The sequence below is a fragment of the Sphingomonas oligophenolica genome, assembly GCF_039522915.1.
GTDB classification, from domain to species: domain Bacteria; phylum Pseudomonadota; class Alphaproteobacteria; order Sphingomonadales; family Sphingomonadaceae; genus Sphingomonas; species Sphingomonas oligophenolica.
The window spans coordinates 25,672-41,484 of record NZ_BAAAEH010000005.1; the positions used below are offsets into that span (position 1 = coordinate 25,672).

A 15,813-nucleotide genomic window follows, 5' to 3' on the forward strand; every position below is an offset into this window, starting at 1 on the left:
GCATGGGTTAGGGGGCCGGAACGGGAGCGGGCGCTTGCGCGCCGCCAAAAAGCAGGCCGTTGAAGAAGAGCTTGAAGGTAGCATAGGATTGGGCGCGCTGCGTCACCTCGGGGCTGAGGACGAACAGCTTGCCCTTGCCCAGATCGACCTCGGCAAGCGCGATCGTGCCCACCAGCCGCTCCTGCCCGATCGCCCAGCCGCTGCGCAGCGGCGTCGGGCCGTCGAACCAGCCGACCTTGTGCACGCCCGTCGCGCTGGCCGCCGGCGTGAAGCTCTGATCCTTGTCGAAAAACACATCGACATGATCGGGCAAGCCATAGGCGAGTGGTTCGCGGTTATCGATGCGTGCCTGCAACAGCGACCCCGGGATGTAGAATTGCTTGGTGTCGAGCGCCTTGGCACCCTTGTCCTGCGAGAGGGCGGGGGCCAGGTGCGCGCCGATCAGTTCGGCCAGCCGGGTCGAGCCGCCGACCGCGACGACCGCGCCGCCGTCCTCGACGAAGTGCTTCACCGCCGGTACCGTCTTTGCCTCGGTGATCACGCCGAGCAATGGGCGATCCTGCGCCGGGATGGTCTCGGGCTTGGGCGGGGGTGCCGACCGGTCGGTTTTCCATGGACTGCCGGTCGGCGCAGGGATCGCGCCGTCGGTGAAGACCAGCACGTCAAAGTTGCGCCGCAGCCGGCCAGCATCGAGCCGCTTCGGGAAGACCAGCGCATAGGGAAACTCGAAATGCTCGAGGATCCAGCGCGTCCAGCCCGACGAGATCAGTCCGCCATAGCGATCCACCAGCCCGATGCGGACGGGCTTCAGCGCGATCTGCGGGCCCGCCGGGGTGCTCGCCTGCGCAAAGGCGTCGATCCCGAGTTCGCGGGTCGCCTGCGTCACGATCGCCGCTGCCCTGCTGGAGGCCGGGATCCACACCGCGCCGGCGCTTGCGGGTTCGGTTCCGAGCGCGACCGGATCGGTCAGCCAGGCCGGGCGAATCCCAGCCTTGAGCAGCCGGTTGGTGAGGATGAAGCCATTGTTCGTGCGGTGGCTGATCAGCCAGCCGGCGGTGCCCTGGCCGACAACATGACCCGGCGGCGGCGCGAGCAGATCGGGCACAGGATCGAACGGTCCGTCGAACCCGTCGAGTATGCGATCGAACTTCACCCCCATCTGGAAAGCGAGGGTATAGCCGGTAATGTCATAGGGTGCCTTTGGCGGCCCGCCGGGATATTCGAGGTCGTGGGGATGGTCCTGCGGCTCGAACATGTCGAGGATGTGCGGGCGATAGGCCTGGGCCGTCTTCACGATGAAAGAGCCGGCCGGATAGGTCTTGCCCGCGACGGCGAACGACGCCGTGGCGCGCTCGACATCGACACCGTTCTTGATGAGCGCATTGAGGAACGCGATCGTCGTCGGCATGTCCGGCTGGTCGGCGGAAAGGATATAGCCACGCGGATCACGCTTGTCGGGCGCATGCGCGATGGTCCCGTAGAGCGCGGGGTCAACCCTTTTGGGTCCGGTCCGCGGACGGCCATATTCATCGACGCTGCTCTCCTTGAGCGCTGGAGCAGCCTGTAGGGCGGCGACCGTTGCGGGCGTGATGGTCCAGCTGTCCTCGCTGCCGCGCGCGATGCTGTTTGCACCCATCCGGTAGATGTTGAACAGCAGACGCTCGCGATTGCGCGACGCATAGTCGATTACCGCGCGGTTCAGCGTCCATTGATAGTCAAGCGATTGCTGAAGGTGCCAGGCCTGCGGCGCGACGGGCAGCGGTTCGTCGCCACGCGCCAGCTGGGTCGAGGGGATAAGCGGGATCGTCGCCGGTGTCGGGCCGCCGATGATCTCGGTCAGCAATCCGATCGAATTGTGGAAATAGGAGACCGACCGCACCATGCCGTTGTGCCAGGTCGAATAGGCCGCGGCCGAGCGCATGCCCGAACCCGCCTTGCCCTCCTCGATCAACCGCGAGTGCATCGCCGAGCCGAGCTCGTCGAGTTCGGTCATCACGATCGGATCATAGTGAAAGTTGAACGGGTCGCGAAACGGCGGGACGAACACCACCATGCCCGCGGGCCCGGTCTGGTGCTGGTTGTAGATGATCTGCGGGTACCAGACGCGAAACATCTGCCGGTTGATGTTCTCGGTCTCGGCGAGTTGGGCCATGAAGCTGTCACGGTTGTTGTCATGGCCGGCATATTTCTGGAAGAGGCGCGGCAGCGTTCCGAACTCGCGTTTCTTCGGGTCGACATTGCGCATGTACCAGTCGGACACGAACTCCATGCCGTCCGGATTGTCGTGCGCGAACAGGATGATCGTGTCATCGAGCATGCGCCGGGTCTCGGCGTCGGTCTGGGTCAGCATCCGGTAAAGGACCTGGATCTGCCCCTGCGAAGTCACGGTCTCGTTGGCGTGAAGGCCGGCGTCGATCCACACGATCGCCTTGCCCTCGGCGGCGAGTGCATGCGCCTGATCCCCAGTCAGTCCCTCGGCCTTGGCCAGCCGTCGCGCGATGTCGCGATAATATTCGAGCTTTGCGAGATTGGCGGGCGAGGAGACGATCGCCATCCATTGCGTGCGCCCCTCGCTGGTCTTGCCGATATCGACCAGCTTCATCCGGTCCGACTGGCTCGCCAGCCGCTTCAGATAGGCTTCATAGGCGGTGTAGTCGGCTAGGAAATAGTCGCTCCCCGGCGGTTGCGCGAAAAAGGCACTGGGCGCGGTGACCTCGCCGGCCGTGGCGGGGTGCGCCACGGCGAACGCGAGCAGGGCGGTGGCGGCGTGGATTGGGATCGCTGCCATTTTCCGCGTCACGCCCATTGCCGCCATACCTTTCGAAGTTGATGCAATGACATACCGATGGACCCGGCGGCCGATGTCCGATCCGTCCCCATGCCCATGACGCAACACCGCAAGGAATCCCCACCCGATCCGGCCCGCCGGGCAGATGTTTTCGGCTTCGGTACGGAAATGCGATGCGCTTGCGTCTTTGCAGCGGATCCTTCCGGCGGCGCGCGCCGGTTGCGACCGGCAATGCCCTTTTCGGGCGCGTGCCGGAATCTCTCGGGAGCGGAAATTCGCATGAACCGTGTTTTTGCAGTGATACTTGTCTCGGCGATGATTCTCGGCGTGGCGACCGGATGGCTATGCAATGCCTGGCTGCCCGCTGATCAGGCGGCTAGTGTCGCCGACACATTGTCGATCCTGACCGACCTGTTCCTGCGGCTGATCAAGATGATCATCGCTCCGCTGGTCTTTTCGACGCTGGTGGCAGGCATCGCCCATATGGAAGATTCAGCCGCTATCGGGCGTATCGGCGCCAAGACGATGGGCTGGTTTATCTGCGCCTCCGTGGTGTCGCTCTCGATCGGTCTCGCCATGGTCCATCTGCTCCACCCGGGCACCGGCCTCGCCCTGCACATTCCGCCGATCGATGCCGCGAGCGGGATCCATCCGGCAGGCCTGACCTTGCGCCAGTTCGTGATCCACCTGATCCCGCAATCGGCGGTCCAGGCCATGGCCGAAAACGAAATCCTCCAGATCGTGGTCTTTTCGATACTGGTCGGCTCAGCGGTAGCCGCGCTCGACGACAGGGCGCCGGCGGTGCTGGCGCTGGTCGAACAGGTCGCCTCCATCATGCTCAAGGTGACGGGCTTCGTGATGAAGACCGCGCCGATCGCGATCTTCGCGGCACTCGCCTCCACCATCGCGGTTCAGGGGCCGGGTGTGCTTGCGACTTATGCCAGCTTCGTTGGCGGCTTCTATCTTTCGCTGGGCGTGCTCTGGGCGGTCCTGTTCGGCGCTGCGTTTCTCGTTGTCGGCAGCCGAGCCATCCCCTTGTTCAAGGTAATTCGCGCACCCGTGCTGCTTGCCTTCTCCACCGCCAGTTCCGAGGCGGCCTATCCCCGCACCCTGGAGGAACTGCAGCGCCAGGGTCTCAACCGCCGGATTGTCTCATTCGTGCTGCCGCTGGGCTATTCGTTCAATCTCGACGGATCGATGATGTACTGCACGTTCGCCACCCTGTTCATCGCGCAGGTTTACGGGATCGAACTCAGCATGGTGCAGCAGATCACCATGCTGCTCCTGCTCATGGTGACGTCAAAGGGCATGGCAGGCGTCCCGCGCGCATCGCTGGTCGTCATTTCGGCGACCCTTGCCTATTTCCACCTGCCTGAATCCGGCCTGTTGCTGATCCTGGCCGTCGACCATCTGCTGGACATGGGGCGGTCGGCGACCAACGTCATCGGCAATTCGGTCGCCGCCGCGGTGATCGACAAATGGGAAGGAGCCCGCATCAGCGCCACCGACGAAGCGCCGGACAGTTCGGCGCCGGCCCCGGTTTCAACGTGACGTCGCGGAACCCGATCCGATGGCTTCAGCAGCCGCGATCGGCGCCAACGCGCCGGTCAGGCGCGGCACTCGACCGACATTGCCCCGGCCGGAGGCATCGCATGCTCGATGGTGGCGCGGTGGGCCGACAAGGCCTTTACCGCCCGGGTAACGTGCTTTTCGACCGCGCCCGTCGAAATCTCATATCGGATTGCCAGCGACTTGAGGCTCCAGCCTTCCACCCGCATGGCAATGAGGATTTCGCGGGTTCGATCGGGGAGGGCGCGAAGCGCCGCCTCGGTTGCTCCGACATGTTCCCGCCCCAGGAGGATTCTCAGCGGTGAATGCTCGTCGACCGGGTGATGATCGCTGGTGAGTTCGCAATGCAGCGACGCGCATCGGCTGGTCTCCCAGCGGTGGCGGTCGACGATCGTGGCATGCGCCACCTGGAACAGGTAGCGCTTGGGATAGGTAACCGCGCCGACATCGGCCCGACGGCAAATTCGCAGCAGGATGTCCTGGATCAGGTCTTCGGTCTCGACCGCGGGAAAACGCCGCGCCAGGTACCGCTGGAGTTCCGGAAGATAGGGCCATAGTCTGTCAAAGAGGTCGCCGGCAGGTTCTGCGGCGCGACCCTCCCGATCTTCTGAGGGGACTTCGTCGTCACAGGAGACGGACTCGCCGGCGTCGAACGTCATCGGCGCGCTCTTGATATGTTCGGTGCGGGAAATGACATGCTGGAACCCCCGTTTCGGCCATGACTGTGACACGGGGTTGCGTGAGAAATCTTCACCGGGATTCGGCCGGAATTCACGATATCTGGGATGATCATCCCAGATTTCCGGGAATATGGTGGTGCGCTGTTTGCACGCCTCTCGTCGCTGCAACGGCCTGCCCGGAACCTGCCGTTCCGGCCGTCCGATCCGCCGGGTCTCGCCCGGGCTCGCGATCATCCCATGCACGGCTCTGCACGCCAATAGATCGAGTCCGAGATGGGGATGGAACCCGACGCCGCGTCTAGGGATCGGGCAGCGTCGGACGCGCTGGCAATGTTGGACACAAAAGGGGGGACAATATGGGGCAGACCTGGCGCATCTTGACGGCGCTCATATTGGGTATCGCACTCGGCACAGGCTGGGGATGGGTCCGGGGACCAGGCCTTGATTCGACGGTCCCGATTGCGGAACTGACCGGCGGCCTCTGGCTCGATGGCCTTCGCATGACCATCATTCCACTCGTCGTCGCGCTGCTCGTGACCGGGATTGCTCGAACCGCGGACAGCGCGCGCGAGGGCAACCTGGCGCTGCGCTCGGTGCTGGTCTTTGTCTGCCTGCTCTGGCTTTCCACCGCGATCGCGGCGGTTCTGATCCCTGGCCTTCTTGCCCTCTCGCCCATCCCGACCGAGGCTGCGGCGGCCTTGCGCGAAGGGCTGGCCAGATCGCATGACAAGGTGACGGCAGCGCCCGGTGTCCTGGCGTTTCTCCGGTCGATCGTGCCCACCAATCCGGTTGCCGCGGCGGCCAACGACGCACTGCTGCCGCTGATCGTCTTCACCACCGTCTTCGCCCTTGCCGTCACACGCCTGCCGGCCGGCCATCGAGAGATGCTCACCGGCTTTTTCGGCGCGATCGCCGATGCGATGCTTGTCATCGTCGGCTGGGTCTTGTGGCTCGCGCCAATCGGGGTCTTCGCCCTCGCGTTCACAGTTGGCGTCCATGCCGGCACCTCGGCGATCGGAGCGCTTCTCCATTATATCATGATCGTGTCCGCAGCGGGCCTCGCCGCCTGGGGGCTTGCCTATCCGGTCGCGGTCTTCGGCGGAGGCCTGTCCTTGCCGCGTTTCGCGCGGGCAGCCATCCCCGCCCAGGCCGTCGCGCTGAGCACGCAATCCTCACTCGCTTCGCTGCCTTCGATGCTGAAGGGTACTGAGCTGCTCGGCGTCCCGGCCGGTGTCGCCAGTGTTTCGTTGCCGATCGCGGTCGCGATCTTCCGTGTGACCAGCCCCGCGATGAACCTCGCGGTCGTAATCTATATAGCCCACTGGTTCGGGATTCCCCTGGCGCCAGCGACGATTGCGACCGGTGCCGTCGTCGCCGCCATCACGACGATTGGATCGGTGAGCCTGCCGGGTCAGGTCAGCTTCCTGACTTCAATCACGCCGATTGCCGTATCGATGGGAGTTCCGATCGAGCCGCTCGCCCTGCTCATTGCCGTCGAGATGGTTCCCGACCTTGTGCGGACTGTGGGCAATGTGACGATGGACATCGCAGCGACCGCCGCGATCGCCCGATCGGTCCGGCACCGGGCAGGCTCGCAGCATGACCCCGTCACGAACGCGCCGGATTGAACGGGCCATAGTCACATCTTCATCCGGCTGTTCGGAAAGTGTCCGCAACGCATGCAGGAGGGCAGGGGACGCGATGATTGGCCGTGAGGTTGCCTGGGGCCGCGAACCGGGCCGGGCATGGCCTCACCGGGGCGGGACGGCCTGCCGCGCGACAGCGAGAGTCATCTCCGATACAGCACCTTTCACGGCGAAGCGGCGCCGTTCCGCAATAGCGGGCGCTCGAAGGCGCCCATGGCGCTCAGCAATGCGGCGCGACGCTAGTGCGATGCCCCGAGATAGCGGTCGCGCAGTTCAAGCGCCCGTGACGTCAGCGGCACTTCCTTGCCGTCGACGAAAATCGCAACGGGCTGCGTGAGCGGCTCGAGCGGGTCGCCGTCCCAGATCACCAGATCGGCCTCCTTGCCTGGCGCAATCGAGCCGATATGATCGTCGGTGCCGAAGATGCATGACGGCCCTAATGTGATCGCCCGGATCGCCGCGTCATAGGGGAGGCCGTGCGAGACCGCGAGCCCGGCATTGTATCGCATGTCGCGGACGGCATGACCGGAATCGTTCCCGCTGATCGCGATGTCCACGCCGGCGGCGTTGAGCAGCGCGGCGTTGCGGAGGGTCGCGCCCAGCAGATCGAAGCTCCTTGGTATGTTGGCCGTTGGGTTCAGCAATACCGGAACCTTTTGCCCCGCGATCTCCCGCGCCACGCGCCATCCTTCCTCTGCGCCGTTGAGGATGAGTTTGAGATGATAGTCGCGTGCGAGTTGCAGCGTCTGCCGTATGTCGGCTGCGCGATGCACGGTCGCGATCAGCGGCATTCGCCCTTCAACGACCGGAATGAGTGCCTCGAGATCGGCGCGGGAAAGGCCGAGCTCCCTGAGCGCTGCGTTGTCATAGGCTTGCTTGCGGGTCCGGTAGAGGCGGACATTGTCGAAGATGGTTCGCAATTGTACGAACTCGGCTGCCCGCGAGCCGCCCGCCCGGGCACCGCCGTCCTCGCCCAGCTCGATCACCATCCCGATGCTGGGTTTGAACAGGATGTTCGAACCACCGTCGAGCGTGATCATCGCTGCCTGTCCGGCAAAGGGCAGTTCGCGCTGCTTGTCGCTGTCATCGAAGTCCGGCATCACGACCGCACGGGTGACCCCACCGAGGCGCGCAACCGGCAACAGGGTAGACTCCGGATTCAGACCATATCTGACATCGAAGGCGGCGCTGATCTGGGGGCTGCGTGAGCGGCCATCCATGGTGCCGTCCACGGAACTCACTTCCATCAGACCTAGCGCTGTATTGACGGCGACGAAGCCGGGCGTAACGCGCGCGCCCTTTGCATCAATCACCCTGGTAGAAGGCGGAGCCGCAACATTGGCACCGGCCGCGATGATCACGCCGTCCCGCACCACGATGGTCCCATGCGCCACCTCACCGACCGGGCCGGGCGACAGGATATGGGCGTTGACGATGGCAAAAGTCTGGGCGTGAGCCGGCGGGCACGTCATCAACCCGGCGACGACCAGGGGCCAGCCGCATACAAGCTTCCTAATCATCTCATAGACCTCCATCGGGCTGGCCGAGCTCGAAATCGGACCGGTGCCGGAGCGCCGGATTATTCGCATCCTGGATCAGCGCACCGTCGACGAAGACCTTTTCAGCGATGGAATAGATACTGAACGGATCGCGGCTCCAGAGCACGACGTCCGCCATCTTCCCCGGCTCAAGCGACCCTGTTTTGTCGGCGATCCCCATCAGTCTGGCGGGGTTCAGGGTGAACCATTTGACGGCTTCGGCCTCGGAGATGTCGATACCGGCACGGCGCCCCGCCGCCAGGGCGACTGCGCTCTCGATATTGAGCCGCTGGCCGATACGGGCATCGTCGGAATGGATGGCGACGCACACGCCACGCCTGGTGAGCATGGCCGCGTTTTCTTCGATTGCGTCATAGGCTTCCATCTTGAAGCCCCACCGCGTCGCCCAGGTTGCCACGCAGATGTTGTTTGCGGCGAGCAGATCAGCGATCTTGTAGGCTTCGACCGCGTGATGGAAGGCTGCGATCTTGTAGCCGAATTCCTTGGCGACATCGATCATGACGGCCATTTCGTCGGCGCGGTAGCAGTGATTCTGCACGAGAATCTTGCCCTGCAGAACGCCGGCCAGCGTCTCCAGCTGTAGATCGCGCTTCGGCGCTTCGCCAGCTTCGCCGCGCGCGCGCTTCCGTTCATAACTCTCCCATTTATGGGCATATTCGGCGGCGTCGATCCACGCCTTGCGATAGCCCGCGACATTGCCCATGCGCGTTGCAGGTGATCGCCCGCGGCTTCCGTACCGGCCCTTGGGATTCTCGCCACAGGCCATTTTCAGGTCATAAGGTGCGCCGGGGAACTTCATGCCCTGCATCGTCACCGCTGGGACATTCTTGACGGCAACGCCGCGCCCGCCAAAGAGATTTGCTGATCCGGGAAGGATCAACAGGCTGGTCACGCCACCCTCGCGGGCAAGGTCGAAGTCCGGATCCTGCGGCCAGATCGAATGTTCCGCCCAGACCTGCGCTGTGTTCGGATCGACATTCTCATTGCCGTCGGCCTGGCCCTGAACGCCGGGTGCGGCAAACACGCCAAGATGAGAGTGTGAATCGATTACGCCCGGCGTCACCCATTTCCCGGTCCCATCGATAACCGTTGCGCCTGACGGGACCGGAACATCCTTGCCGACCGCCTGGATCTTGCCGTCGGCCATCACGACCGTTCCGTGTTCGATCAAGTCACCCGTCGCCGTAAAGATCGAGGCGTTCACGATCGCGGTCGGCGATGAGGGTCGCGGCCGATAGGTGCTGGCATAGGGCTCTGCCACTTCCTTCACCGGTTCGACCGGCTGGGCCGCAACCTGCGGGGGGCCTGCCGCCGGCGTCGTACAGGCGGCAAGCGCTGCCAGTGCCGCTAAGGTCGAGACGAGGAGCGAAGCGCGGCGGACTCGCGGCCGCTGGCGATTGTGGACGATAAGGATTGAATAGCTCACGGCGGCGACTGTCCCGGGGTCAGAGTGGTTGATGTCCTTGGCTGACTAGGCCCGTCCCTGCAGTGGAGACGGGCGCGCTTCCTGTCAGAATTCCTTGCGGACGCTGGCGTACCAGTAGCGGCGATACGGTTCGTACAATGCCCCGAGATAGCCGTTCGACCCGGACGAGATGGGCGGACGGGCGTTGGTGAGATTGCGCACGCCCAGACGAATGCGGGTCTTGTTCAGAAGACTGCCGCCCAATTCATACTGCACATAGAGATTGGCGGTCATCTGGCCATCGACGACCGGATAGTTTCCGTTCGCGTCCACCACGCCCGTATCGAGCACGCTGCCGGTATATTGCGTGAACAAACCGGCCTGGAAGCGCGCCAGCGACCAGGTCAGTGATGTTGACCATTTCCATTTCGGGAGCCCGCTCTGCCGAAGCTGGTCGCCACCGCCGGTGATGATTGTGCCAGCATTGATCTGTCCCGCCGCCCGAGCGTCGAGCAGCGCCTGGATGCCGGGCGAAGGACTGCGATAGAATTCGATCATATAGGCGACATTGGTACTGAGGCTGAAATTGCCGATGCCGGTGTCGTGAAGGCTGGCGTTGAAACCGAAATCGAGCCCGCGGACCGTCTGCGGCAACAGATTCTGGTAGATATCCTTGACGTAAAGAACCTGGCCGACCGGCGCGAGGCCGGTGCCCGCGAAGGCGGCGACGTCATCCGCCGTCGGGGCCAATCGGATCACGTTAGGATCGCTTGAACCCTGGGTGCGGAGCAGATAGTCGCGGATCAGGGCATTGCCTTCGCCGAACACGCCGACAATGCCCTTTTGTTTGACGGTCCAATAATCGACCGTGAAGGTGATGCGACCGAGACTTTCCGGAAGGAGCTTGGGTTGCAGCACCGCACCAACGGTCCAGCTATCCGACGTCTCCGGCTCGAGCGACGGATTGCCCGCGCGCTGGGCCGTTGCGACGACGGTTCGCCCGCACTGGGTGAAGTTCGTGATACGACCCGCACGCAGATCCGCTTCGCAACGCACATAGTCCGTCCGCGTGTTGCCGCGCGTGACCAAAGTCGCGTTGACCTGTTCGAGGTTGGGCGCTCTGAAGCCCTGCGCCCAGGACCCGCGGATGCGCAGCCCGTCGAAGATATCCCAGGCTGCGGCGACCTTGGGCTTCGCCACGCTGCCGAAGTCAGAATAATGTTCATATCGACCCGCCAGCTGCAATTCGAGGTTGCGGATGAGCGGCACCCCCATTTTCGGCGAAATCAGCGGTACCGCGAATTCCGTATAGGCCGCGGCGACCGTGCGAGAGCCGCGGGTGTCCGGCGTTGGGCTGACCCCATAGAGATCCGAAGGCTGCACGGTTCCGGTGACGCTATCGGTCCAGGTGATGGTACCGTCGACGCGGGGATCACGATCGTCGAGCTGCGTATCGCGCCGGACCTCCGCGCCGAAGGCCATGCCGACATTCCCGCCCGGAAGTGCGAACAAATCGGCCTTTGAAGCCCTGAAATCCCATTGCGCGAGGGTTGTCTTGTCGAAGCGGACGGCCTTGACGCGGATCGCGTTCAGCGCCGCCTGGCTGCTCGGCGAGCTGTCGGGGCCGGTCGGATTGGCAGGATTGCCGCCATTGAACGGGTTGTAGGCATCGGGCGTCGACAGCGCGAGTTGTTGCTGAAGCAGCGTCGCGCTGATCCCGTCCTGGACATCCCGCGACCTTGCCTCGGAATAGAGCAGGGCGCTTTCCCAATGGAATCCCAAGGCGTTGCCACGCAGGCCGGCCAGTGCGCGGAACTGCTGGGTCGTCACGTCCACGACGGTCGGCCCCAGATCGTCGAAGCGATAGTTCACCAGGCGGATCGGTATGCCGGCCGCGGGGATATTGAGCCCGGGGAGGCGGTTGGGGTTGGTGGTTCCGTTGGCGAATGTCACCGGCCCGAAGGGATTCCAGTAGTTCGATGCCGGAATGGTCATCGGAATCGATCCGATGCTGAAGACACCATCCTGCACACTGCGGGTCTTGGCATAATAATAGCCGAATTCGCCGAAGACCGTCAGATCGTCGTTGATGTCAAAATGGCTGGTCGCGTACAGATTGAGCCGATCAAGTTTCGGGATGAGCGAAATCGGATAGTTCGCCGTCGCATCCGACCTGGTATTGCGATCGGCACCCGACGTCGCTCGGTTGCCGTCATCGAGGCAGATGCCGCCTGAAAGCTGGACCTGGCACCCGCCATTTGCCGAAGGCTGGGTCGAAAAGGCGCCGCCAGCGGTGGTGAGAGCGGTTGTGCCCTGTTTGACCGCGCCGGCAAAATTCTGGGTCAGGAAGTCGCCCCAGGAACTGAGCGTGCTGCGACGGTCGAGCGTGTTGAGGCCCTCAAAGGCCGTGCCGACATAGTCGGGCCGCCGGTCGGCGCTTCTCGTGAAGTCCTGATCCTGCGAGCTCAACGCAGTACGGTTCGTATACTCGAAGAACAGCGAGATATTGCCGCGGCCACCCGCGAAATTCCGGCCCAGATCCCCATTGGTGCTGAACTCGCGCAGGCCCGTGCCCTCGGCGCCTCCATATTGAACGTCGAGCGTTCCACCGTCGATATTGTCCCGCAACACGGTGTTGACCACGCCCGCAACCGCATCGGTGCCGTAAAGGGCGGCTGCGCCGTCACGCAGCACCTCGAGCCGCGCCAGACCGCTGGTTGGGATGGCATTGGTGTTGTAGGTAATTACCGGGACCAGGTCGGAGTTCGCCTGGCTTCCCGGATTCTGGACGACTCGGCGACCGTTCAGCAAGACCAGCGTGTTGCCGATGCCGAGATTGCGCAGGTTGACCGATCCGACGTCGCCGCGCGCAAAATTGCTGCTGACGGCGCCGTTGGTGCTGTTGAACGGAACGTCACCCATTTGCGGGATCGATCGGAACAATTCGTCGCCCGACACGGCGCCGGTCGCGGCAATGTCGTTTTCGCTTAATACCGTGACCGGCAGCGCCGCGGTAATCTTCGTGCCGGCGATCCGGCTGCCCGTCACGACGATGTCGGGACCTGCCTCCTTGGCTTCGGGGGCAGCCTGTTCGGCCCCTTGCGCGGCCTGCTGCGCGGAGGCTTGCTGTGCAATCACGATGCTCAGCATCGAAACCGCCGCCAGCGCGCCGATCCTCATCGAAACGTTCGACCCAACCATTTCAAACCCCCATTTGATGTTGTGGATTGCAGCGATGATTTTCGGTTTTGCTCATTCGGCTGCATCACGGAGACGCAATCGGTGTGAATTTCCCCACTCGACGCCGTGATTAATTGCGAATTGCGAATTGCGTTGAGGGGCGATTCGAAGACTGTACTGGCGAGGTGGCGACGCGGCCGGCCGGGAGAATCGGAGCGACAGCCTTCGCCCCAGAGCTGTCCATTTTCGAAATTTGCGTGCGCCCGAAAAGCTGCCGTCGCTGGCTCGCAGGGCGGGGTAACGACAGGCACCTAGGGCAATGCGGCCTGTTAGGCGCGGGGGCCGACTATTACCCGCCCGCAGGGCTTCGCTGACGTCCCGCACGGGTTCCGCGCGGCATTCTCGACCATCATGAACGAATGGGCGGAGCGCCACGGAAAGGCGGGCGGCCGGGCGATCATCGATCTGATGCTGGCCCATGGTCCAAAAGGGGAAGGTTGAGGGCGCTTATAATCGCGCGGCCTACATGCCGCGGTGGAGCGCTCAGCCGTCGCGTGCGGGCCTGACATAGGCATGATAGACCTTGTCGAGAGCGCTGCTCACCATCTCGCGCTCCTCGTCGGAAAGTGCTGCCAGACCTGCCGCCTCGGTCACCGCCAGTTCGGCGAACAGGGCGTCGAGTTCCTTCTCGCCGGCGGCAGTGGTCGATAGATGGTTGCGGCGGCGGTCGCTGGTGGATCGCGTCCGCTCGACCCATCCCCGCGCCTCCAGCAAATCGATGATCGGCACCAGCGCCGATTTGTCGAGGCCGATCTCGGCGCTTACCCGCGCCTGCGAAATGCCCGGATTGGCGGCGATCAGCTCCAGTGCGCTGAACATTCCAGCGCGCAATTCCCATTTCTTCGTCTTCGCGTGAAAGTCGCGCGAAAACTGGTTTTGCAGCCGCCGCAGCCGGAAACCCAGATAGCGCCCGAGCCGACCGAGCGAGGGGTCTCCGGATTCGTCCTTCGGTGTGGCGTTGGCTATCAAAGGTGCACTCCTGTTGCCCGGCGAGCGCTAGCGTAGCCGCCTGTAAGGAGCAAATGCCGCAATATAGTTGATGACAACTACAATTATATATGACAACGAGTTTCAGCGGTCGCGATCATGACGGCCGGAGAGAGGCATTGTGTCTGAAGAACCCGATCCCGGCGAAGAAGCGAGCGCGCCGCGCGAGGCCGGGGCGGCCCGCACGGTCCTGCTGGTCCTCGGCTCGGCGGGGTTGCTGACGGCAATGGCCGCCGACGCCGTCGCTGTATTCGGCAGGCATGTCGGCTTCACCCTGCCGGGATCGATTGAGGTTTTTCAGGTCGCGGCGGTGGTCGCGCTGTCTGTCGCGATCCTCCTCGCCAGCCTCAATGATCGCCATGCCGCGGTCGACCTGATGATCAATCGAGCCTCGCCACAGCTGCAGCGCAGCTTGTTCCTGGGTGGGCGGCTGGCACTGGCGCTGACCTTCGCCCTCCTGTGCGCCGGGTCGATCTGGGTTTCGGCCGATCTCTGGGATACAGGCGAGATGACCGAGGTACTCGCCATCCCGGTGCGCCCGTTCCGCTTGTTCTGGATCCTGTGCAGCGGTGTTGCGGCTGTGCATTTCGCGATCCAGTTCGCGAGGGCCCAATTCGTGAAGGCGTCGCGGCGATGATGCCCGAGTTCATCGGTGTCATCGCCTTTGTCGTGCTGCTGCTGATCCTGCTCGGCGGCATTCCGATCGGCGCCGCGCTCGCGCTGGTCGGCATGGTCGGCCTCGCCATCATCATCTCGCCCGAGGCTGCGCTGATCAAGTCAGGCGTGATCGCGTTCGATACCGTCTCGCGCTACGAGCTCGGCGTATTGCCGCTCTTCATGCTGATGGCGCAGCTGTGTTTCGCAGCGGGCGCGAGCGCCGATTTCTTCGAGATGGCAGCGAAGTTCGTCGGCCATCGCCGTGGCGGCCTCGCGATGGCCTCGATCGGCGGCAGCGCCGGCTTCGGTGCGATCAGCGGCTCGAGCCTCGCCACGGTCGCGACCGTCAGCGCGGTCGCGCTGCCCGAGATGCGGCGGCAGGGCTATCAGCCCGGCTTCGCCGCTGCGGCGCTGGCGGCTGGCGGCACGCTTGGATCGCTGACACCGCCGAGCGGCGCCCTGATCGTCTATGGCATCATCGCCGAGCAATCGATCGGCAAGCTGTTCGGCGCCGCGGTCATCCCGGTGATCAGTCAGGCGATCTTCTACGTCGCGGTGATCGCGCTGCTGTGCCGCTGGCGCCCGGAGCTCGGGCCGGTCGGCCCGCGCGCGACCTGGGCTGAGCGCGGGAGGGCGCTCCTGCGCGTCACTGATCTGTCGCTGCTTATCCTGTTCGTCGTCGGCGGATTGATCCTGGGCTGGTTCACGCCGACCGAGGCTGCCTCGGTCGGCTGTGTCGGTGCACTGTTGCTCCTCGCGTTCCGCCGCAGGTTCAGCCGCGCCGCGCTCGGCCGGGCGCTGACGGAAACGCTCAAGACGACCGGGATGATCTACACCATCGTCATCGGCGCGTTGCTGTTCAGCACCTTTGTCGGCGTGACGGGAATCACCGGCGACCTAGTCGGTATGGTCCGGGCTACGGGCGCGTCGCCGATCCTCGCGGTCATCGTCATGGCGCTGATCCTCCTCGCGCTGGGCTCGTTCCTCGACGGCCTCGCACTGATGCTGCTGATGACGCCGATCTTCCTGCCGGTGATCCTCGGCCTTGGCCTGAGCCCGATCTGGTTCGGTATCTTCCTGGTCCGGACCATGGAGATCGGCTTCATCCACCCGCCGCTTGGCTTCAACGTCTATGTCATCCAGGCCGGCGCGCGCGACATTCCGCTCGGTGCCATCTTCCGCGGCGTCGTGCCCTTCTTGCTGAGCGATTTCGTCCACCTCGCCCTGATCATCGCCTTTCCGGCGATCGTCCTGTGGCTGCCCATGATTCAGGGACATTGAG

11 protein-coding genes are annotated in these 15,813 nt (G+C 64.0%); 5 read left to right on the forward strand and 6 right to left on the reverse strand.

Annotated elements, in window-relative coordinates; translation table 11 throughout:
- Positions 1 to 7 precede the first annotated feature (7 nt).
- Positions 8 to 2,800 carry a M14 family metallopeptidase gene (locus ABD050_RS02680; RefSeq protein WP_343887594.1) on the reverse strand — a complete coding sequence of 931 codons (2,793 nt, stop codon included), beginning with the start codon at positions 2,798 to 2,800 and terminating at the stop codon, positions 8 to 10.
- A 267-nt stretch (positions 2,801 to 3,067) separates the two neighbouring features.
- Here ABD050_RS02680 and ABD050_RS02685 point away from each other — a divergent pair, with 267 nt between their 5' ends.
- Positions 3,068 to 4,339 carry a dicarboxylate/amino acid:cation symporter gene (locus ABD050_RS02685; protein ID WP_343887595.1) on the forward strand — a complete coding sequence of 424 codons (1,272 nt, stop codon included), beginning with the start codon at positions 3,068 to 3,070 and terminating at the stop codon, positions 4,337 to 4,339.
- 56 nt (positions 4,340 to 4,395) lie between these two features.
- On the opposite strand, the gene ABD050_RS02690 is transcribed toward ABD050_RS02685, so the two are convergent.
- The gene (locus ABD050_RS02690) at positions 4,396 to 5,271 is read right to left on the reverse strand and encodes an RNA polymerase sigma factor (protein ID WP_343887596.1); all 876 of its coding nucleotides are present in this window, start codon (positions 5,269 to 5,271) and stop codon (positions 4,396 to 4,398) included.
- A 122-nt stretch (positions 5,272 to 5,393) separates the two neighbouring features.
- Between ABD050_RS02690 and ABD050_RS02695 the strand changes: the two genes are divergently transcribed.
- Positions 5,394 to 6,665, forward strand: a complete 1,272-nt coding sequence (locus tag ABD050_RS02695; protein WP_343887597.1) for a dicarboxylate/amino acid:cation symporter — start codon at positions 5,394 to 5,396, stop codon at positions 6,663 to 6,665.
- A gap of 257 nt (positions 6,666 to 6,922) precedes the next feature.
- Here ABD050_RS02695 and ABD050_RS02700 read toward each other — a convergent pair whose 3' ends face one another.
- The 3 genes from ABD050_RS02700 to ABD050_RS02710 form a co-directional block, all read right to left on the reverse strand.
- Positions 6,923 to 8,203: an amidohydrolase family protein gene (locus ABD050_RS02700; protein ID WP_343887598.1), complete on the reverse strand. Its 1,281-nt coding sequence runs from the start codon at positions 8,201 to 8,203 to the stop codon at positions 6,923 to 6,925.
- 1 nt (position 8,204) lies between these two features.
- Positions 8,205 to 9,668, reverse strand: coding sequence for an amidohydrolase (locus ABD050_RS02705; protein ID WP_343887599.1), 1,464 nt, complete (start codon positions 9,666 to 9,668; stop codon positions 8,205 to 8,207).
- A gap of 84 nt (positions 9,669 to 9,752) precedes the next feature.
- Complete coding sequence (locus ABD050_RS02710) at positions 9,753 to 12,797, reverse strand: TonB-dependent receptor domain-containing protein (protein ID WP_343887600.1); 3,045 nt, start codon at positions 12,795 to 12,797, stop codon at positions 9,753 to 9,755.
- Between ABD050_RS02710 and ABD050_RS02715 the strand changes: the two genes are divergently transcribed.
- Positions 12,787 to 12,957, forward strand: coding sequence for a hypothetical protein (locus tag ABD050_RS02715; protein WP_343887601.1), 171 nt, complete (start codon positions 12,787 to 12,789; stop codon positions 12,955 to 12,957). The two genes, ABD050_RS02710 and ABD050_RS02715, sit on opposite strands and share 11 nt — an antisense overlap.
- A 413-nt stretch (positions 12,958 to 13,370) precedes the next feature.
- Here the strand turns inward: ABD050_RS02715 and ABD050_RS02725 are convergent, their stop codons facing one another.
- Positions 13,371 to 13,856 (reverse strand): MarR family winged helix-turn-helix transcriptional regulator, encoded by a 486-nt coding sequence (locus tag ABD050_RS02725; RefSeq protein ID WP_343887602.1) that lies wholly within the window; start codon positions 13,854 to 13,856, stop codon positions 13,371 to 13,373.
- Positions 13,857 to 13,995: 139 nt separating this feature from the next.
- Between ABD050_RS02725 and ABD050_RS02730 the strand changes: the two genes are divergently transcribed.
- Both ABD050_RS02730 and ABD050_RS02735 read left to right on the forward strand, forming a co-directional pair.
- Entirely contained in the window at positions 13,996 to 14,511 is a 516-nt protein-coding gene (locus ABD050_RS02730) for a TRAP transporter small permease subunit (protein ID WP_343887603.1), read from the forward strand.
- Positions 14,508 to 15,812: a TRAP transporter large permease gene (locus tag ABD050_RS02735; RefSeq protein ID WP_343887604.1), complete on the forward strand. Its 1,305-nt coding sequence runs from the start codon at positions 14,508 to 14,510 to the stop codon at positions 15,810 to 15,812. Before ABD050_RS02730 ends, ABD050_RS02735 begins: the two co-directional genes overlap by 4 nt.
- The last annotated feature ends 1 nt before the right edge of the window (position 15,813 follow it).